Genomic DNA, 19,917 nt, shown 5'->3' with positions numbered 1-19,917 from the left:
AGATTGGGCTGACGACAGGTGAGTTGTGGGTATACAATAGCCTCCAATTTGCGCACCAAGAGAGTTGATGATGGAATTTAAGGTTGATACCCACACGCATACGTACGCTAGCGGCCACGCTTATAGTACGTTGATTGAAAACGCGAAGTCGGCACAAGAGAACGGGCTTGATATGTTCTGTACGACCGATCACGCTGAATCCATGCCGGGTGCGCCTCATTACTGGTTTTTCTCTAACCAGAAAATTCTGCCTCGTTTTCTTGAAGGGGTTGCTATCATCCGTGGAGTTGAATCTAACATCCTTAATACGGAAGGTGAAATTGATATTCCACCGAGTGTTGATCGCAATCTAGATTGGGTTATCGCAAGCTTTCATGAGCCTGTGTTCCACCCTGCTAATAAGGCTACACACACTGAAGCGCTTTTGAATATCATCAAAAATGGTCGCGTTGATGCCCTCGGTCATCTGGGGAACCCAAACTTTGACTTCGACTTCGAAGCGGTCTTGAAGTGCGCGAAAGAGCACAACGTCGCGATTGAAATCAACAACACCACACTGAAAGGCAATAGCCGTGTTGGCAGTGTGGACCGTTGCCACGAGATTGCGCAAATCGGTAAAGAGTTGGGTGTGTTTTTTACTACCGGCAGTGACGCACACTTCTGTCATGATGTGGGTAACCTGAGCTTAGTAGGTGATTTAATGGACAGAGTCGGCATCGACAGCAGCAAGGTTATCACTCACTCAGCACAACAATTCTTATCCTTCCTAGAGCTGCGCGGTCGCAAGCCAATTGTAGAGTATGACGAGATTCGCAACGCATAAACTTGATTACATTTTTGGTTATGCAAGTGTTAAGGGATTGCTTTACACTGCTCGCATTAAAAAGCCGACTCAGAATTCGGTATTCAATGGAGAAGTGAAGATGTTACGTCCTTTAGTATTGGGGTGTGTTATTGCGTTGGGCTCAACATACGCAATGGCAGAAGCCGTCGATTTAAAACAAAACATGAAGCAGATGAAGATGGATTTCAAACAGGCGGCAGAAGCGTCTGATGTAGAAACCATGAAATCTGCCATTGATAGCTTACAAGCGATCGTCGAGCAATCTAAGCGCGGTAACTACCCGCCAGAGAAGTTCGATCTCTATCTAGAAGGCTTCAATAAGTTGACGGTAACGCTAGACAAGATTGAAGCAGATCTTGATGCGGGCAAGCTACAAGAAGCGCAAGATCAACTGCGTGAAATCGATAGCCTACGTGAAGAGTATCACGACAAGCGTAACCCAAGCATTTGGAGCAAGCTGTTCGGCTAATCGCTCACTGAGTTACTTGAAGGAATACGATATCAGCCTGCCACTTCGGCGGGCTTTTTTCTGCCTTTGACTCTTTATCTCTATTTGATTCTCTATCTCTAAGACTCTGCCGCGAAATACGACCTGAGCTTATCTCTCAGCCAAATATTTGCAGGGCTGTGCTTCATTCGGTTATGTGAAAGCAGTCGATATTTGATAGGGATATTGGTGAAAGGCGCATCCAGCACTTGTAAGTCCAGCCGTTCGGCAAATTGATTGGCGATACTTTTGACGGTTGCCGCTAAGCAATCACTGTTCGAGATCATCGTCATCTGCGACACCAAAGAGTCACATTCTGCTGCGACTTTACGCTCTTCTATCGACTCCTCGGTAAACAAGTCCGCGAGATAGGCGTCTTCGCGACGAAGTTTTAGTGTGACGTGCTTTTCGCGATAGAACTGCTCAAGTGACAGCTTTTGCTGAATCCTTGGGTGACCTTTTCTGGCAATCAGACAGATCTCATCATTTAAAAAGAATTCAGAGAAAAAGGAAGGAGCAGAGTAATGAGCGAAATCGATCGCCAAGTCTGCTTTCTGTTGATTGAGGTTATTGATCAGCTTTGTTTCACTGGACAGCGTCGGGTGCAATTCTATCTCAACGTTACCGAGCGTGTTATCTGCTTCAATCCTAGGAAGCAGCATTAACATCACTGGCTCGGAGGTATAAACCACAAAACGACGGGAGTTCTCAGTGGAAAAGCTTTCTATTCCTTCCAATGCATTTCGGATTTGATTCAGTGCTGGCTCAACTTGACGGGCTAACTCGTGAGCCTGATGCGTAGGCTCTATGCCTCGCCCTGAGCGAACGAAGAGTTGTACGCCTAGCTGCTTTTGCAGTCGTTTCAACACGCCACTGACCCCTGGCTGGGTTAAACCCATGGTATCCGCCGCAACCGTGATTGAACGGTGTTGATAAACCGCGATAAACACTCGAAGGAGATTAAGATCGATATTGGATGGTTGCACAAGCTTTTCTCAATACATAACAAATGGTGATGTTTTAAATAAAGTTTCATGCATGTATTTTGATGTGTCAACGAAATAAAGTGAACGCATATCCAATAACGAGACACCACGAGGCTCACTATGACAAACCGTTTTGCACCCTCAGCGATTTCACTTGCACTGTTCGTTTCTTTTTCTGCAACAGCGGATTACGCCAGCTTAGATACTTACCAAGGTAAGCCTGCAACGGAGCATACTCAGCGTGCAAATGCGACGCTAGCGAAAGATCTACCTTGGCAAGACGTCAGTGCATTTGAACGTACAAAGAAAGGGCTCATTGCCGAGTTTGGCACTCACGAAGCAGGCGATCTGAAAAATCGCTTTGAATACATGTCAGAGATGAGTGTGGAGCAATTACCAGCGTCGGTGAATCCATCGATTTGGCGTCAAGGCATGTTGAACTACGCCGCTGGTGGTTTGTATCAAGTAACGGATGGGGTATATCAGATCCGTGGTGCAGACTTGTCTAACATGACCATCTATCGCACTGACAATGGTTACGTTATTCACGATCCTTTGCTGTCAAAAGAAGCGGCTGCCGCGTCATGGGCATTTGCTAAAATGCATCTGCCAAAGATCAATGGCGAACATAAAATTACGGGTATGATTTACTCGCACATGCATGCGGATCATTTTGGTGGTTCTCGCGGTATTTTTGAGTCGGGAGACTTTGTTGAAGGTGCACCAATCTATGCACCCAATGACTTTATCAAAGAACTCGCGGATGAAAACGTGATTGCGGGTGCTGCAATGGGGCGCCGTGCAAACTATCAATACGGAACCACGTTGGATAACAACACTCAGGGCATCGTCGATAACGCACTTGGTCTCGGCACTTCTCGAGGTGAAGTCACCTTGGTTGCTCCGACACAGGAAATTGAAGAGCGTGAAAAAGTCGTCACCATCGATGGACTAGAGTTCCACGCGATCAATATGCCAGGGGCTGAAGCGCCAGCAGAAATCGTCCTTTATATTCCAGAGTATCGATCACTGAACACCGCGGAACTGACCTATGACGGTATGCACAATATCTATACCTTCCGTGGAGCAAAAGTGCGTGATGCGTTGGCTTGGACTAAGTATCTGACAGAGCTTAAGTTGCGTTACGTTGATAGTGGCTTGGTTGATAACATTCATGCTGCTCACTCTGCACCAGTGTGGAATGATGCCAAGACAGAAACCAACGAAATTTCGGATTACATGACGCTACAACGTGACAACTATGGATTTATCCACAACCAAGCGATGCGTTTAGCAAACCATGGTGTCACTATTCATGATGTTGGGCGTGAGATTGAAAAAATCGTCCCACAATCTCAAAAAGACACTTGGCACACCAATGGCTATCACGGCTCCTACAGCCACAATGCTCGCGCAGTAGTGAACTTGTACCTTGGTTACCATGACATGAACCCAGTAAACACCAACCCACTGCAAACCAAAGCGAAGTCGTGTGTTTACGTAGATGCAGCAGGTGCGGATACCTTATTCAAAGCAGGGCAAACGCACTTTAAAAAAGGCGAGTACCAAGAGGCATCACAACTGTTCAATGATCTGGTTCAGTGTGACCCAAGCAATATCGACTACCGTTTTGCATTAGCGGATAGCTTCGAGCAGCAAGGCTACCAGTCTGAAACCATGGCTTGGCGTAACTCTTACCTGCAAGGGGCGGTCGAGCTTCGTACTGGAGACATTCAGCCATCGATTAAACTCGCATCTCCAGATGTTATCGCAAATACCCCAACGGGCATGTTCTTGGATTTCCTTGCGGTTCGACTAAATGCGGAAAAAGCAGAGCAGGCGGAATTAGACTTTAGCTTTGGTATTCACCACCCAGACTTAAATGAGTCTTACTTTGGCGAAGTTTCTAATTCTAATATGGCGAACATCCAAGTAGATGAACTGCCAACTACAGATGTCACGTTGCAAATCAGCAAAGCGGATATGACGGCGATGGTACTCGGGCAAGCAACGCTTGATGACCTATTGAAGTCTGGTGAGGCGAAGTTAACAGGCAATGCCAAACTAGTTACTCAACTCGTGAGCACATTAGATGACTTTGATGGGATGTTTGAAATCCTACCAATGCCTGCGAATTAAGTAATTGATCTTAGACTAACAAAGCCTCGGTGTTTTCCACTGAGGCTTTTTGGTTTCTATTCCATAATTACTTGCATGAAAACCTGTGAAGTAGCGTTCACTTATTGATCCTCTTTTTGAGCTAACAATCAGAATTGGTTACGCTGTGTGAAATTTGTTAAGTCACCGTTATGCGTAGATTAATTCCTTTTTATCGCTCAATGCTAGTTACTAGTGCCTTAAGTTGGGTACTCGTAACGCTGATGCCTGTTATCAATGCTCATGGTAACAGCATGGGCGTGTGGGCGACGCTATGTACACTTAACGGTTTGGAATTGGTTCAGATAGAAAAGGGCGACAACTCTGTCAGCCACAAAGGCAAGCCTTGTCCTTTTAGCCATTTCTCGACTTTTCATCACGATACACTTCCAACTGCACTGATACTTTCACGACTGAGCTCGGTTATTTCCGACAGCTACGCTTATTTGGCTCTAAGTGTGCGATTTGAAATGCCAGTTCCACGTGCGCCACCGAAGTTAGTTCTGATAAACCTCTAAAGGTAATCCATCTGGATCTTGGAAGAAGGTAAATGCTTTGCCTGTGAACTCGTCAATGCGAATCGGCTCAACTTCAACGTCATTCGATTCGAGGTAGGCTTTTACTTGATCAACATCATCAACCAAAAACGCGAGATGTCTCAACCCTTGTGCTTCGGGAAAGCTTGGTCTATTCGGTGCGCCCGGAAAGCTAAACAGTTCAACTTGGCTGCCGTCAGGTAAAGCGAGGTCAAGCTTGTACGAGTCTCTGGCTTCACGATAGTTTTCAGCAATGACTTTTAATCCCAACACTTCAGTGTAAAAGCGTTTTGACCTTGGGTAATCGCTGCAAATGATCGCGACGTGATGAATGGCATTAAACATGGTTAGCCTCATCGGAGACTAAATGCTCCTTAACGAAGTCAATAAACACGCGCAGACGAGCAGGCATGTATTTGGTTTGTGCATACTGCATCGCGATAGCGCCGTGGTAGTTACTCTTGATCATCCAATCCGGCAATACTTCCACCACTTCCCCTTGCTCTAACGCGTCTTTGATTACGAAGTCATGGAAGATCCCAATTCCCAAGCCAGACTTAACCCCGTTCAAGCGCATTTGAGAATGGTTGACGGCGTAGCGTCCACTTACTGCAATTGAGTGGAACGCTTCCTCTTTAAAGAACGACCAGATGTTGTCTTTGTCGTTCTCGGCAAGGTAAATACAGTCGTGCTGCTCAAGCTCGGTTGGGTGCTCAGGCATACCGTGTTTGGCTAGGTAATCTGGAGAGGCACACAAAACAAGGTTGGTCTTGCTGATCTCTTTGAGGACCAGATTCTCATCGGGTTTGTCGGTGAGCTTAAAGGCGACATCAATACCTTGGCGGAACAGATCGATCTCACCGTCTGCTGCACGCAGCTTAAGCTGTATATTTGGATAACGTTTTAGGAATGGCAACACAAACGGTTGAAGCACCGAATTAAGAAACGCTTCGGGCGCAGCCACTGTGAGTGCCCCCGTGGGTTCGGCATGATCTTCCGCAGATAGCTCAACGGCTTGCTGCGCGGCATTCACCATTGCGATGCTTTGGTCGTAAACCTTTTGCCCAGCTTGAGTGATGATCAACTTACGAGTCGTGCGCTCAAACAGTTTCACCGAGAGGGCTTGCTCTAATCGTGTGATCAACTTACTTAAAGCCGATGGCGTCACGCCGAGTTGTTTGGCTGCAGCGGTAAAACTGCCTTCGTTTACCACTAAGATAAACGAAGCAAGATCAGGAAGTAGGGCAATGAGTTTTGGATTAACCATAATTGTTCAGTTCTGCGCAGCGGAATAACGATATTGTCTGGTACGGTTTCACGAGGTTCAAGTGTCACCATCTCGCTTTAACGATATTTTTCCAAAAATGCTTTGAGTGCAGGCAAGCCAGATTCACCAGTATGGTATTGCTGCCAACAGTGATAAATGGCCGTTTCGTGGTCTGCAATCAACACTATAGCTTCTCGCTCAGCGGTTGAATACTGCTGTGAAGCTTTCACTTCTTCATGCCACTCTCGATACTTGATCTCATAAGGCTCCACCCATTTCAGAAGAGTCGCCACCAACTCTTGCCATGGTAAACCAATCCACTTGGTTGCATCTGCCAAGCCTTTATCCAACATCTCTTGGTGTCGACTTTCGATATCCATGCCATTTGTCAGCTGTACAGGTTTGAGCTTTTCTGCGGTGAGCTCTTCCACTTTAATCAAGGTTTGCCACAGCGTTTGTTGTTCACTTTGGGTGTAATGGCTCAAGTAGTGGTTGAAAAAAGCGATGCCGTAGATTTCGCCATAGTAAGCAGCCAGTACGTTATGAATCATGCTGAGAATCGTGATTTAAACAGGGAATACCGCATTGTAGGAGGGGAGCGCACGAAGTGTAAATAGCTGATTAAGAGCAAAAAAAACGCTGCTGAAAAAACGAACAGAACTTGTGAGAATTTTATGAGAATTCGATGAAGTTGCTGATAGATTTGCTCGTCATTCTTAGAGGCAAGAACGCAAAACGTTCGAAACGTAATGCTTAACCTACTCAAGTTACAAACAAAGAAGTAAAGCCGTAAACATGGACTTGAGTAGTTCAACCCTCATTAAAGGATGGAATCACAATGAAAAAACGTACCCAACTCGGACTCGTCATGACTTCAGTCGCTATGGCACTAGGCTCTGCATCAGTGAATGCAGCGGAATTGGAAATCACCGTGACAAACGCAACCAAAGGCATCTACTTTACGCCTCTTATTGTTGCCGCACATGGTTCTGATCTTCAAATGTTCAGAACGGGTCAAGCAGCAACGCCAGAACTAGAAGCAATGGCAGAAGGCGGTGATATCTCTGGTCTTGCTAGTGTGATTGGTAACGCTGGTGGTGCGGTGGTTGAGAATCCTGCTGGTGGTATTTTGAATCCGGGTGTCGCAACCACCTTTACGATGAACAGTGGTAATCATGGATACTTGTCTCTTAGTGCGATGCTTCTGCCAACCAATGATGGTTTCGTGGGGCTAGATAGCTGGAAAATCCCAACGGAAGCTGGCACATACCGAGCAACGCTAAGAAGTTATGATGCAGGTACAGAAGCTAATGATGAACTAAAAGCTAGCATGCCTAACCCACCTTTCATTACCTTTGGTACTGGCGGCACAGGCGTTGAAGCTGCAGTGACTAATGACAAAGTGCACGTGCATCCGGGTAACCTTGGTGATAGCGATCCAACTGGCGGCATCAGTGACCTAGACAGCAGCAGCCATCGTTGGTTGAACCCAGTTGCAACCATCACAATTGTTGTGAAGTAAGGGGGATGTATGAAATACAGAATCTTACTCGTAGCAGCTTCAGTCGGCTTACTCGCCGGTTGTCCAAGCGATGATGATAACGATGTGGTGAAGTCATACCGTTACACGATTAACGTTGCAAACTTGACCGCGAATCAACCAATGTCGCCACTTGTGATTTTGGCTCACAATGACAAATACAAACTGTTTGAAATTGGCAAAAGCGCTTCTGTTGAACTTGAGCATCTTGCAGAAGGGGGCAGCAATGCCGAGCTGTTAGCGCTAAAGGATTCCAATGACTATGTCTACCAAACGTTGTCAGGTAATGGTTTAGTGCTTCCTGGTTCAAGTGATTCCGTAACCTTTACAGTTGACCCACACAAAGCGGGCTACGTTTCAGTCGCTTCCATGTTTGTGAACACCAACGATGCGTTTGTTGGGGAAACGGGTCTATCGCTTAAATCATTGGCGGTGGGAGAAAGCTACGAAATGAGCATGAACGTTTGGGATTCCGGCACGGAATTGAATGATGAACTTGCGGCCACCATTCCGGGACCTGCAGGCGGTGGGGAAGGCTTTAATGCCGCTCGTAACGACACAAATGACGTAGTGGCGTTTCACGCTGGAGTGGTAAGTAAAGATGATGGGTTAGCCAATTCTGCGCTTTCTGCGAACCATCGCTTCCTGAATCCTGGAGCGAAACTCACTATCACCCGAGTCGAGTAATACAGGCTCCGATGACGTCTCCTTTCCAAAGCGTTTGTAGCCGAGCGCTTTAACCCTCATGGCGTCATCGGAACCTTTTTGAAAGAAATTTTGATTTGTTCCGGTCATGTGCAAAGTGAGGATTCTCAGACGCAGGGAAAGGACCATGGAACAGCAGGCAATCAATTTAGTCGCGAACATCTTGCTGGTAGAAGACGATGATGATTTGGCAGAACTGGTTCAAATGCATCTCAAGTTTCAAGGACACCAAGTGTTGCGGGTAACGAATGTCGCCGAAGCTAAAGCGCAATACCAACAAAACTCTTTTGATTTACTCATTCTTGACCGAGGTTTGCCAGACGGTGACGGCTTAGATATCTGCCATTATTTACGTCAGCAACAAGATTGGAGCCCTGTGCTCATGCTGACCGCCAGAGATGGTGAGATGGATAAAGTGGATGGCTTGGAGGCGGGTGTGGATGACTACATTACCAAGCCGTTTAGCGTATTGGAATTTCAAGCTCGAGTACGCAATGTATTGCGACGGGTAAGTCAAACCGTTGAAGTACAAGTTGAAAGAAGCGAACTTGAAGACAGCATGGATTTTGGTCCGTTAAGAATTATTCCAAAATTGCATCAGGTATCCCTAAATGACAAGGACGTCACTCTTACCGCGACAGAGTTTACCCTACTGCAGTTTCTCGCGACGCGCCCGGGTAGAGTCTACAGTAAAGATGAATTGCTCGACCATGTGTGGAATACCAGTCATTCTGGTTATCACCATACGGTGTGCAGCACCATCAATCGTTTACGCAGTAAGTTGTCTTTACCTGAGACTGATCATCATTTTATCCAGACGGTATGGGGCGTTGGGTACAAGTTTCAACCACGACAGTAGTTTTATTACCCAAGTAATGACTGTTTAAGGAGGCGATAGGATGAGCTTCAAATCTCGCTTAGTGGTGTTCACAAGTCTATGGTTTTGCTTAGCTGCGATCGTAATTGCGCTGACGTACAACTGGCAGAAAGAAAATATCGAGTTACGTACTAAGCAGAGTCTGCACAAAGAGCTGGCAAGCCACATGCGTGATGACAATCCGTTAATGATAGGGACGGATTACAACCCGAAAGCGCTTAAGTCGATCTTTCATACCCTTATGTTGATTGGTCCGGATTTTGAAATCTACTTTCTTGATAGCCAAGGCAACATCACTACCCATGCAGCACCAGAAGGTGCAGAGATCATGGGTAAGGTGGAGCTTGACCCAATTAAACGATTCTTGAATGACGAGCCATTCCCAATCTTAGGCGAAGATCCTCGTAATCGTGGCGAGCACAAAGTGTTTTCCGTAGCAGCGATTGAGGAACTCGGCTCAACCGTGGGTTATCTCTATGTAGTGATTGGCAGTACCAGACATGATGCGATTGCCAACGCCCAAGTAGACACACCTTATATTGCGCTCGCTGGGTTAGTTTTAGTGTCTATTTTAGGCTTTGCATTAGGGGCCTATGTGCTGGTGAAACGCAGTTTATTGAACCCGATTGAGCGTGTGACTAATCAGCTTCAACAGCAAGCAGAACATGATTTTCGTCTGCAACCCGATTTTACCCGCCAAGTTCCAGAATTAGTACCGATAGCCAATTCCTATCAGATGATGGCGAAGCATATCCAGCAACAGTTTTTGCAGTTGGAGTATCAATCTTCTCATCGTCGTCAAAGCTTATTGCAGCTTAGTCATGATTTAAAAACGCCATTATCGAGCGTACTTGGTTATTTGGAAACGTGGCGTCTGCAGCACCCCGATTCTGATCCTTTGATTGACGTCGCTTTCCGAAATTGTGAGAAGCTGTCTACACAATTGCACTCTTTGTTGGACGTCGCTCGAAAAGAAGCGCCCATACCGAATTACGAATATCGACCAGTGGATCTTGGAGCCTTGATGGCAGAGTGCGCCGAGACGATGCAAAGCCAGTTTGCTCGCAAAGAAGTGCTGCTGAAAATAAACGTCGATAGCGACATTCAAACCGTGGGTGATAAAGGTCTTTTAGAGCGGTTGGTGTTTAACTTGCTTGAAAATGCGCTGCGTCACAGTCCAATAGGTTATGAAGTCTATTGCCAAGCGCATCTGAGTGAGGATAAATCGCGTATCCACTTCACCTTCGTCAATCATATCGAGAAAGAAGCGCAGGGCGGTTCTTTGGGGATAGGGACGAAGATTGTACAGTCGATACTCATGCTGCATCACAGTTATCTAGAGACCAGCAGCACACCATCTCAGTACCAACAAAAATTCGCCCTTCGAGCAATATCCAATTGATGTGAGAAGGCTCAAGCTTTTAGCTCTATATTTTTGAGTTCAACAGAGCTTTTCTCATATGACAAGGAGAGTATTGTATCTAACATCATGATTACATTAGGTAACTAAGTTCACGAAAGATTCATGCCTGAGATTCATTAATGCTTTTCCACCTTGAGGGATAATCGTTTTTCCTTCCTTGAATTACACTACACTTAATTGAGAAGTAATCGCCTGTGACCCGCGTCACATAAAGGCTCAACCTAATTCTGATCGAGTAAAAACTCGACAAAAATAAATAGGAAGGAATTGCGCATGTCTTCTGCATTTTACCAACAGATTGAACAGCAAATTGAAGAAGTGAAGGCGGAAGGTCTTTACAAAGCAGAGCGTATCATTACGTCTCAACAGCAAGCGGCTGTTAAAATCTCTACTGGTGAAGAAGTACTAAACTTCTGTGCGAACAACTATCTTGGTCTTGCTAACCACCCTGCGCTTATTGAAGCGGGTAAAGCAGGCATGGATGAGCACGGTTTTGGTATGGCTTCAGTACGTTTCATCTGTGGTACTCAAGACATCCATAAAGAGCTTGAGCAGAAGCTTTCTAAGTTCCTAGGCAAAGAAGACACGATTCTTTACACATCATGTTTCGATGCAAACGCGGGCCTATTTGAAACGATTCTAGGCAAAGAAGACGCAATCATCTCTGACGCACTAAACCACGCGTCGATCATCGATGGTGTTCGTCTATGTAAAGCGATGCGTTTCCGTTACTCAAACAACAACATGGAAGAGCTAGAGCAACAACTGATCGCTGCGAAAGAAGCAGGTGCTCGCCACATTCTTATCGTAACGGACGGCGTGTTCTCAATGGACGGTGTTGTAGCAAACCTACCGGCTATCTGTGACCTAGCAGAGAAGTACGGCGCACTGACTATGGTTGATGACTCTCATGCTGTTGGCTTCATGGGTAAAACAGGTGCAGGTACGCACGAGCACCACAACGTGGTTGACCGTATCGACATCATCACTGGTACGCTAGGTAAAGCAATGGGCGGCGCTTCAGGCGGTTACACGTCTGGTAAAGCGGAAGTGATTGACTGGCTACGTCAGCGTTCTCGTCCATACCTATTCTCTAACTCTGTTGCACCAGCAATCGTAAGCGCTTCTATCCGCGTTCTAGACCTACTAGAAGAGAGCGGTGACCTACGTGACCGTTTATGGGAAAACGCAGCACACTTCCGTACTCGTATGGAAGACGCTGGTTTCACAATGGGTGGTGCTGACCACGCAATCATTCCAATCATGCTTGGTGACGCAAAAGTAGCAGCAGAATTCGCAGAGCGCGCTCTAGAGAAAGGCATCTACGTAATTGGCTTCTCATTCCCTGTTGTACCAAAAGGCCAAGCGCGTATCCGTACTCAAATGTCTGCGGCGCACTCTCGTGAGCAACTAGACCGCGCAATCGACGCGTTTATCCAAGTTGGTAAAGACATGGGCATCATCTAAGTTAAGAGACTAAAAGATAACAAAGGCTTTCCCAACTCTTCTGAGTCGGCTCATGGGTAAAGCCTTTATTTCTTCTTTAAACAGAGTAGATGAAAGAATTTTTTGTCACGCATAGAGCGGGGCAATATTTGGTGAATACTATGAAAATTAAAGCATTATCAAAGCTAAAGCCTGAACAAGGCATCTGGATGACTCAGGTTGAGAAACCAGAAGTGGGTCATAACGACATTCTGATCAAAATTAAGAAAACCGCTATCTGTGGTACAGACGTACACATCTACAACTGGGATGAATGGTCACAAAAGACAATTCCAGTACCTATGGTTGTCGGTCACGAATACGTGGGTGAAGTGGTTGCGATTGGTCAGGAAGTTCGTGGCTTTGAAATCGGTGACCGCGTATCTGGCGAAGGTCACATCACTTGTGGTCACTGTCGTAACTGTCGTGGCGGCCGTACTCACCTATGTCGTAACACGATTGGTGTGGGCGTTAACCGCGAAGGTGCATTCGCTGAATACCTAGTGATCCCAGCGTTCAACGCGTTCAAGATCCCTGAAGGTATCTCTGACGATCTAGCGTCTATCTTTGACCCGTTTGGTAACGCAGTACACACCGCGCTTTCTTTCGACCTAGTAGGCGAAGATGTGCTTATCACAGGTGCAGGCCCAATCGGTATCATGGCTGCTGCAGTAGCGAAACACGTTGGTGCTCGTCACGTAGTGATCACAGACGTGAACGAATACCGTCTAGAACTTGCTCGTAAGATGGGTGTAACACGCGCAGTAAACGTTGCTGAAGAGAAGCTAGAAGACGTAATGGCTGAGCTAGGTATGACAGAAGGCTTTGACGTTGGTCTAGAAATGTCTGGTAACCCAGCGGCATTCAACTCAATGCTAACCACAATGAACCACGGTGGTCGTATTGCACTACTAGGTATTCCACCATCAGACATGGGTATCGACTGGAACCAAGTTATCTTCAAAGGCTTGGTGATCAAAGGTATCTACGGTCGCGAAATGTTCGAAACTTGGTACAAGATGGCTTCATTGATCCAATCTGGTCTGGACCTATCGCCAATCATCACGCACCACTACAAGATTGATGACTTCCAAGAAGGCTTCGACGTAATGCGCAGCGGTATGTCAGGTAAGGTTATTCTTGATTGGGAGTAAGGTCGCGATAAAGCAATGTGAAACGCTTTCAAATTCGAATTAATAAAAACGCTTCAAGTGATCCTTGAGGCGTTTTTGTTTATTTAAGTACTAGAAAACTCACGAAGAGATTTATTCAAGAGAGACCCCCTTTCTCACTGAAGAAAATTTATCGGCGGGGTTTGCAGGAATTTGCCTAGTCGAGCAATAAATTGCTTATGAAAAACAAAATTATGCACAAGGTATTATTATTGTCACTATAAGCTTCTGATATTTCGGGTTTTAGAAGTTGGTGCAAACCTTGTCTATAAGGTAGGAGTCATCACCAAACGTGATTATTTTTATTTTATAAGGATTAAGCGATGCCAACTCCATGTTATATCTCTATTGAAGGTCAAACTCAGGGACTTATCACTGCAGGTGCTTGTACTGCGGATTCTATCGGTGATTCATTTGTGGAAGGTCATGAGGATGAGATGCTAGTCCAGCAGTTTGATCATAATGTGACGGTTCCGACAGACCCTCAGTCAGGTCAACCTTCAGGTCAGCGCGTCCACAAACCATTCAAATTTACAGTAGCTCTAAACAAAGCGGTTCCACTGCTGTACAACGCATTAGCTTCAGGTGAAAAAATGACCACTGTGGAGCTTAAGTGGTACCGTACCTCTATTGAAGGTAAGCAAGAGAACTTCTTTACGACGAAACTTGAAAATGCCTCTATCGTGGACATCCATTGTGAGATGCCACACTGTCAAGATCCTGCAAAAGCAGACTTCACTCAAAACGTAACGGTTTCTTTATCTTACCGCAAGATTACATGGGATCACGTAAACGCAGGAACATCGGGCTCTGATGATTGGCGTAAACCTATCGAAGCGTAGAGCTGTTTTTGGACTTATAGATCGTAACTTAGAGGTCATGAGCTGAGTGAATTGGTTCGTTTGTTCTTTCGTAAGCCTCTTTGTGAGTACTTATCTTGTTTATAAAGATTTTATGTAATTTTAGGGAAAAATAATCGTGAATATTAAATACCCACTAGTGGGCACTGTAGTAATGCCTGTTTTAACTTTCATCATGTACAACGCTGCTGCTGAAGCTGCGCAAGGAATACATACTGAATTTGAAGGTCGTCGAGCGGGTTTCTGGACACTTGTCTACAAAATAGCTGAAACTTTGGGGACCACTGGTTCGTTGGTTATTGGTGGTGCTGCTTCTGTGCTGATGTTGCTTTGGTTGGTTAAAGTCATCAAAGCGAACAACGCTCAGAAAGAAGTTGAAGCTGAAGCCTAACTAGTTATCTAGTTCGATAGAGCCGAGTATAATAGCTCGGCTTTTTTATGCACTATTGGTGGACACAATTCAATGTTGACTATCATCTCAATTTCGCGACTAGAGCGACGGGTTCCAAACTTAGCTCGCAATCATAGTTTTCATCTGTTTTCCTAATCTGAGTAGAGATTAGTATGCATTCAGCTGTACAAAAGAGCAGCGTCGAAAAATAAGGAAATACGATGAAAACAACACTAACAACGTTAGGTTTAGCTTTGGTTATGGCGAGTACTGCAAATGCAGCAAACTGGGGCTATGAGGGTGAGCACGGCCCGGAAAATTGGGGTGAGTTCGCTTCTGAATGTGCAAAAGGCCAAAACCAAAGTCCAATCAATATTGAATCAGCGACTGAAGCCAAGCTAGAGAAACTGGATTTCGATTACGAAGGTAAGGCGATTTCACTGCTGAATAACGGTCACACTTTACAGACCAGTCTAGAGGGCAAAAATACACTCACCATTAGTGGCAAAGAGTTTACGTTAAAACAGTTCCACTTCCATACACCATCTGAAAACCATGTAGATGGTAAAGAATACCCACTAGAAGCACATTTTGTGCATGTTGATAAAGTTGGTCATCTGGCCGTTGTCGCGGTGTTCTTCAAGTTGGGTGACGCGAACCCAGATCTAGCTAAGCTACTCGCTAATATTCCAACTAAAGATCAAGACGTAGCCATCAAAGTCCCATTGGATGCTGACGCGCTTATCCCAAGTGATAAAGACTACTACCGCTTTAATGGCTCTCTAACCACACCGCCGTGTTCTGAAGGTGTGCGTTGGTTGGTGATTAAAGAAACACAAACCCTCTCCCCAGAACAGGTGAAAGAGTTTGCGAAAGCAATGGGGCAAAACAACCGTCCAATCCAACCGCTTAACGCTCGAATGATCCTAGCGCAACAATAATGGTAGAAGTGACCCGCCCAAAAAGCCCGCCGATTAAGCGGGCTTTGTGCTTGGTATGTTGAACTTAGAAACCACAATCGTCTTGCGCTTGGGTTTTCGCCATTTGAACTGGGTCAAGCTTGAGTGTTTGCGTAGGGAAAGCAATATCAGCTTCGTGCTGCTTAATGATAGCCATTACCTGTAAAAGGACGTCTTGCTTCACCTCGTGATAGCGCACCCAATTGACCGTTTTTGTGAAGGTATAGATAAAGAAGTTCAGTGACGACGCACCAAACGCGTCAAAGTTGACGATCAACGTCTGGCGTGTGTCGATATCTTTGTGATTTTTCAGCATTTCACGCACGTCATTAATGATCGCAGGAACTTTGTCTGCATCGTCGTAACGTAGGCCAATCGTTTCAAAGATACGTCGATTAAGCATGCGTGATGGGTTTTCTACTACGATGTTACTAAATACAGAATTAGGTACGTACAAAGGACGTTTATCAAAGGTACGAATGCTGGTCATACGCCAACCAATACGCTCAACAGTACCTTCAATTTGGCGGTCAGGAGAACGGATCCAGTCGCCTACTTTAAATGGGCGATCGAAGTAAATCATCAAGCCACCAAAGAAGTTTGATAGAAGATCCTTGGCTGCTAAACCGACTATCAAGCCACCTACACCACCAAACGTCAGTAAGCCAGAAAGACTTAATCCAAACGCTTGCATGACGGTGAGGACACCAATCACAATGAAAAATAGGCGTGCGACTTTAGCGATCGCTTGCACTGTAGTTTCATCGCGAGTTTTCTGCTCAAGCACATAGTCTTCCACGTTAGTGATAAGACGCATTACGATCCAAACTAGAATGCTGATCACTAAGATGAGTTTGAGCGTGCTCAGCCAGTTGAACTCGTTTCCTAGCTCACTTTGTAGAACGATGCCTATTGATACGGTTGCTGGCCAGCACCAAATTAGCGTACTGACGGGCGTTTTTAAGGCTTCTAATAAGAGATCGTCCCAATGGAATGGGGTTTTCTCGACCAGTATCGCGAGGCGCGAGTGCAATACGCGCCAAGCAATCCATGCAAAGAAGCTGGCAATGGTGATAAATAAAACGCTGCTACTCCAGTCTTGATGGTTAGCCATGACGTAAGTTTGAAGTTCTGTAAACCACTGTGGCATGAGTAAAGTTTCTTTTTATAGAACAATGGGGGAAAGGTAGCAGAAATTATCAATTCGCCCTAGAGAAATGATGTTGCTAGCACGCTGCGTATTCGAGCTCTCTATTCACACAAATACTGAGATAATGTTTACTTGGACGTTAGTGATTAAAATGTAAATACAAGACAATGAAACGTATGGTGAAATGTAATTTATGTGTATTAGGTGCTGCGGGGTGTGATTAAACTCGTAGATTGAAAGATAAGCGCTATCATTCGAACCATCAATTGTAGGTTCTTTGACTCATCGCTAACATTTATCACAGCTAAATATGAGACTTTACCGTTACTTTGAAATGCGGAGATAAACCATGGAATTTACGGAGCTAGACAGAAATGCGCTCTACGACATTTGGATGTCACAAAAGGCAAAAATGCACCTTACTCAGATGGAGATGGCAAAGCGCCTTGGCTTAAACTTACATGAGTTTTCTGCGTTGTTGCGAGGCAATGCTCCATTGACGCTAGGGTTTGTGAATAAGCTATGTGAACAGCTTCATGTGCGTCCAGCTCAAGTTATACCATCTCTTACCGATCGCGATGTGTCATCTTCTTGTTCGGTTTACTTACAAAACCGTATTTCTGTAGATGGAGATATTAAAAATGTCTTTATTGAAGGGAATCAGGTAGTGATCGAGTACGAACATCGATTGAATTAATCAAAGAGGCACCTGTGTAAATTTTGTCAAAGACAAAATATTCACGGAGGTGTTGATATACCTATCAGCCATATTTCTTATTTGAATGATTGATGGCTGTGAAAACTTTTTTCCGAAACTTAGATAAAAAGCGTAGACGATTAACTCACCGACTAGAGCCTGCAATTGCGCGGCGATTGAATAATCGTTCTAAATTTGTAGAGCACCTTCTTCCCAATGAGAAGGTGAAGCGTATTGTAATTGTGCGCAATAATGGGCGTATTGGTAATATGTATTTTTTACTGCCGTTCGTCCATCAGGTTCTTCGTCTCTACCCTAAGGCTCGTGTTGATCTTGTCCTCTCTTTCCCCTGGCAAGGTGAAGTCTTTCAGAACCTGAATATCAATCATATTTATTACTCTCACCTGTCTCTTAAAACGATCGGTCAATCGTCCGCATCGATTAAAGAACTGACGAAAAATAGCTACGATTTATTGCTAGCTCCCTCGCCGGGTGCTTGTGATATTTTTGTCTCTGCGTTAATTCCGTCTCAAAATAAGGTGTCATTTAAGAACAAGAAAACAGAAACGGTATTTGAGCACTCATGCGTTACACAGTCTGACTTTTATCATGGAGCTTATAAACCATTGTCCATTTTGCAAGGATTGGGACACGAGCTTCCGAAGCAACTCGATCACGAGATTCTGTTTACGACCGAAGAGCTTGTTGATGGTATTAAACAGGCTCATCGACTATCACAAGATAACAAGCTCAGTTTTGCGTTTTTCCGGGGAGCAAGAGGTAAGAAGCAGCTTACTGATGAAGAATGGAAAGCCATATTGAGAGAGTTTGAACGTCAACATGATCAAGACATTCATTGGGTTGAGGTGTTGAGTCCGGATGTTAGGGCTCCGTTGTTTCCTGATACTGACATTCTTGATTGCAAGAGCTTAAGAGTATTGGGTGCAACGCTGCGGTATCTTGATGGATTTCTATGCTGCGATACTGGCCCACTTCATCTCGCTGATGCGGCAGGCGCGACTTGTTACGGCTTTTACACCGAGACATGTCCACAACGATTTGGGTTGATGGGACGTGATTGCTATCCGATTAAATTGCACGTTGAGCCGAGTAAGGTGCAATTTGAACCAGTAGCGAGAATGGCTTAAATGCAATCAATAGGAATATCCAGAGTAACAAGAGGTGTTACTCTGGATGTGAGAGGTCAGTTTATGGCATCTTCACCAAGGAGTCGCGTGATAAGTCTGAAATGGTTTTCGCTCCGGTGAGCGTCATCGCTACACGCATCTCTTTGTCATATAGGTCGAGCAAGTTTTCCACGCCAGCACCACCTTGAGCTGCTAGAGCGTAAACAAAAGAGCGACCAAGCAACGTGCAGTCAGCACCAAGCGCTAGCATACGGACCACATCCAGACCTGTACGGATACCCGAGTCGACGAAAATCTTCAGATCACCTTTTACTGCATCGGCGATGCTAGGCAATGCCTTCGCCGTCGATAGAACACCATCAAGCTGGCGACCACCGTGGTTCGATACAACAATACCATCAGCGCCGAAGCGAACCGCATCTTTTGCGTCTTCTTCATCTAGAATACCTTTGATGACCATCGGCCCATCCCAAAAGTCACGAATCCACTCTAGATCTTTCCAAGAGATTGAAGGATCAAAGTTGTCACCGAGCCAGCCAATGTAATCTTCCAGTTTCGTTGGTTCGCCGCGGTAAGTTGAGATATTACCTAAGTCGTGAGGTTTACCCAGCACGCCTACATCCAGTGCCCAGCTTGGGTGACGCATGGCTTGGAATACACGGCGCATCGCCGCATTTGGACCACTCATACCAGAGTGCATGTCACGGTAACGTGCGCCAGGGACTGGCATATCAACGGTGAAGACCAACGTTGTTACGCCAGCGGCTTTCGCGCGCTCAAGAACGTTCTTCATAAAGCCGCGGTCTTTCAGAACATACAGCTGGAACCACATCGGGCGTTCGATCGCAGGTGCCACTTCTTCAATTGGACATACAGACACGGTCGACATGGTGAAAGGAATGCCTTTCTTTTCCGCAGCTTTCGCAGCTTGTACTTCGCCACGGCGTGCATACATACCTGTTAAGCCAACAGGTGCTAGAGCGATTGGCATCGCCAACTTCTCACCGAAGATTTCTGTTTCTAGGCTTAAGTCGCTCATATCACGCAGAACACGTTGGCGCAGCGCAACATCACCTAAGTCATCGGTGTTGCGTTTTAGTGTGCGCTCATCGTATGAGCCGCCATCAATGTAATGGAAAAGGAATGGAGGCAATTTGGCTTTCGCAGCAGCGCGATAATCTGTAGAAGCAGAGATAATCATAATAGTGTGTCCTGGCTGTTATTCTAAGATTG

Annotated in this window: 21 protein-coding genes; 15 read left to right on the top strand and 6 right to left on the bottom strand. The window is 45.5% G+C overall.

Annotated features, from left to right (window positions below; all coding sequences use genetic code 11):
* Positions 1 to 70: 70 nt before the first annotated feature.
* Both J4N37_RS19125 and J4N37_RS19120 read left to right on the top strand, forming a co-directional pair.
* On the top strand, positions 71 to 823 hold the full coding sequence (locus J4N37_RS19125) for a phosphatase (protein WP_252043282.1): 753 nt from the start codon (positions 71 to 73) through the stop codon (positions 821 to 823).
* Positions 824 to 923: 100 nt separating this feature from the next.
* Complete coding sequence (locus tag J4N37_RS19120) at positions 924 to 1,313, top strand: cytochrome b562 (protein WP_010450937.1); 390 nt, start codon at positions 924 to 926, stop codon at positions 1,311 to 1,313.
* Positions 1,314 to 1,411: 98 nt separating this feature from the next.
* Here the strand turns inward: J4N37_RS19120 and J4N37_RS19115 are convergent, their stop codons facing one another.
* Positions 1,412 to 2,317, bottom strand: coding sequence for a LysR family transcriptional regulator (locus J4N37_RS19115; RefSeq protein WP_252043125.1), 906 nt, complete (start codon positions 2,315 to 2,317; stop codon positions 1,412 to 1,414).
* Positions 2,318 to 2,437: 120 nt separating this feature from the next.
* Here J4N37_RS19115 and J4N37_RS19110 point away from each other — a divergent pair, with 120 nt between their 5' ends.
* Positions 2,438 to 4,456, top strand: coding sequence for an alkyl/aryl-sulfatase (locus J4N37_RS19110; RefSeq protein WP_252043123.1), 2,019 nt, complete (start codon positions 2,438 to 2,440; stop codon positions 4,454 to 4,456).
* A 170-nt stretch (positions 4,457 to 4,626) separates the two neighbouring features.
* Entirely contained in the window at positions 4,627 to 4,992 is a 366-nt protein-coding gene (locus tag J4N37_RS19105; RefSeq protein ID WP_082038776.1) for a hypothetical protein, read from the top strand.
* Here the strand turns inward: J4N37_RS19105 and gloA2 are convergent.
* The 3 genes from gloA2 to J4N37_RS19090 form a co-directional block, all read right to left on the bottom strand.
* On the bottom strand, positions 4,972 to 5,355 hold the full coding sequence (gene gloA2 / locus J4N37_RS19100) for an SMU1112c/YaeR family gloxylase I-like metalloprotein (RefSeq protein WP_045390993.1): 384 nt from the start codon (positions 5,353 to 5,355) through the stop codon (positions 4,972 to 4,974). The two genes, J4N37_RS19105 and gloA2, sit on opposite strands and share 21 nt — an antisense overlap.
* Positions 5,348 to 6,277, bottom strand: a complete 930-nt coding sequence (locus tag J4N37_RS19095) for a LysR family transcriptional regulator (RefSeq protein ID WP_252043122.1) — start codon at positions 6,275 to 6,277, stop codon at positions 5,348 to 5,350. Before J4N37_RS19095 ends, gloA2 begins: the two co-directional genes overlap by 8 nt.
* A gap of 77 nt (positions 6,278 to 6,354) precedes the next feature.
* Complete coding sequence (locus tag J4N37_RS19090; protein ID WP_252043121.1) at positions 6,355 to 6,828, bottom strand: hypothetical protein; 474 nt, start codon at positions 6,826 to 6,828, stop codon at positions 6,355 to 6,357.
* A gap of 287 nt (positions 6,829 to 7,115) precedes the next feature.
* Here J4N37_RS19090 and J4N37_RS19085 point away from each other — a divergent pair, with 287 nt between their 5' ends.
* From J4N37_RS19085 to J4N37_RS19045, 9 genes are all read left to right on the top strand, one after another.
* Positions 7,116 to 7,799 (top strand): spondin domain-containing protein, encoded by a 684-nt coding sequence (locus J4N37_RS19085; protein WP_252043120.1) that lies wholly within the window; start codon positions 7,116 to 7,118, stop codon positions 7,797 to 7,799.
* A 9-nt stretch (positions 7,800 to 7,808) separates the two neighbouring features.
* Positions 7,809 to 8,504 (top strand): spondin domain-containing protein, encoded by a 696-nt coding sequence (locus J4N37_RS19080; protein ID WP_252043119.1) that lies wholly within the window; start codon positions 7,809 to 7,811, stop codon positions 8,502 to 8,504.
* A gap of 145 nt (positions 8,505 to 8,649) precedes the next feature.
* Positions 8,650 to 9,381, top strand: coding sequence for a response regulator transcription factor (locus J4N37_RS19075; RefSeq protein WP_252043118.1), 732 nt, complete (start codon positions 8,650 to 8,652; stop codon positions 9,379 to 9,381).
* A gap of 40 nt (positions 9,382 to 9,421) precedes the next feature.
* Positions 9,422 to 10,801, top strand: coding sequence for a sensor histidine kinase (locus J4N37_RS19070; protein ID WP_252043117.1), 1,380 nt, complete (start codon positions 9,422 to 9,424; stop codon positions 10,799 to 10,801).
* Between the two features lie 294 nt (positions 10,802 to 11,095).
* The gene (locus tag J4N37_RS19065; protein WP_005432273.1) at positions 11,096 to 12,289 is read left to right on the top strand and encodes a glycine C-acetyltransferase; all 1,194 of its coding nucleotides are present in this window, start codon (positions 11,096 to 11,098) and stop codon (positions 12,287 to 12,289) included.
* Positions 12,290 to 12,429: 140 nt separating this feature from the next.
* Positions 12,430 to 13,461 carry an L-threonine 3-dehydrogenase gene (gene tdh / locus J4N37_RS19060; protein WP_171357514.1) on the top strand — a complete coding sequence of 344 codons (1,032 nt, stop codon included), beginning with the start codon at positions 12,430 to 12,432 and terminating at the stop codon, positions 13,459 to 13,461.
* Positions 13,462 to 13,802: 341 nt separating this feature from the next.
* Positions 13,803 to 14,321: a type VI secretion system effector Hcp-2 gene (gene hcp-2, locus J4N37_RS19055; RefSeq protein WP_010450959.1), complete on the top strand. Its 519-nt coding sequence runs from the start codon at positions 13,803 to 13,805 to the stop codon at positions 14,319 to 14,321.
* Between the two features lie 136 nt (positions 14,322 to 14,457).
* Positions 14,458 to 14,730, top strand: coding sequence for a hypothetical protein (locus tag J4N37_RS19050; RefSeq protein WP_038882899.1), 273 nt, complete (start codon positions 14,458 to 14,460; stop codon positions 14,728 to 14,730).
* 221 nt (positions 14,731 to 14,951) lie between these two features.
* Complete coding sequence (locus J4N37_RS19045; protein WP_071234164.1) at positions 14,952 to 15,671, top strand: carbonic anhydrase; 720 nt, start codon at positions 14,952 to 14,954, stop codon at positions 15,669 to 15,671.
* Positions 15,672 to 15,735: 64 nt separating this feature from the next.
* Here the strand turns inward: J4N37_RS19045 and J4N37_RS19040 are convergent, their stop codons facing one another.
* Positions 15,736 to 16,839, bottom strand: coding sequence for a mechanosensitive ion channel family protein (locus J4N37_RS19040; RefSeq protein WP_071234165.1), 1,104 nt, complete (start codon positions 16,837 to 16,839; stop codon positions 15,736 to 15,738).
* A gap of 349 nt (positions 16,840 to 17,188) precedes the next feature.
* On the opposite strand from J4N37_RS19040, the gene J4N37_RS19035 reads away from it, so the two are divergent.
* Positions 17,189 to 17,536, top strand: a complete 348-nt coding sequence (locus J4N37_RS19035; RefSeq protein WP_010450966.1) for a helix-turn-helix domain-containing protein — start codon at positions 17,189 to 17,191, stop codon at positions 17,534 to 17,536.
* Positions 17,537 to 17,628: 92 nt separating this feature from the next.
* Positions 17,629 to 18,684: a glycosyltransferase family 9 protein gene (locus J4N37_RS19030; protein WP_252043116.1), complete on the top strand. Its 1,056-nt coding sequence runs from the start codon at positions 17,629 to 17,631 to the stop codon at positions 18,682 to 18,684.
* A gap of 61 nt (positions 18,685 to 18,745) precedes the next feature.
* On the opposite strand, the gene lldD is transcribed toward J4N37_RS19030, so the two are convergent.
* Entirely contained in the window at positions 18,746 to 19,885 is a 1,140-nt protein-coding gene (gene lldD / locus J4N37_RS19025; protein ID WP_045391029.1) for an FMN-dependent L-lactate dehydrogenase LldD, read from the bottom strand.
* Positions 19,886 to 19,917: the final 32 nt, after the last annotated feature.

The sequence above is a fragment of the Vibrio sp. SCSIO 43153 genome (genome assembly GCF_023716625.1).
Classification (GTDB): Bacteria; Pseudomonadota; Gammaproteobacteria; order Enterobacterales; family Vibrionaceae; genus Vibrio; species Vibrio rotiferianus.
Note: the sequence above shows the minus strand (reverse complement) of the source record. Positions and strands in the feature narration are given on the sequence as shown.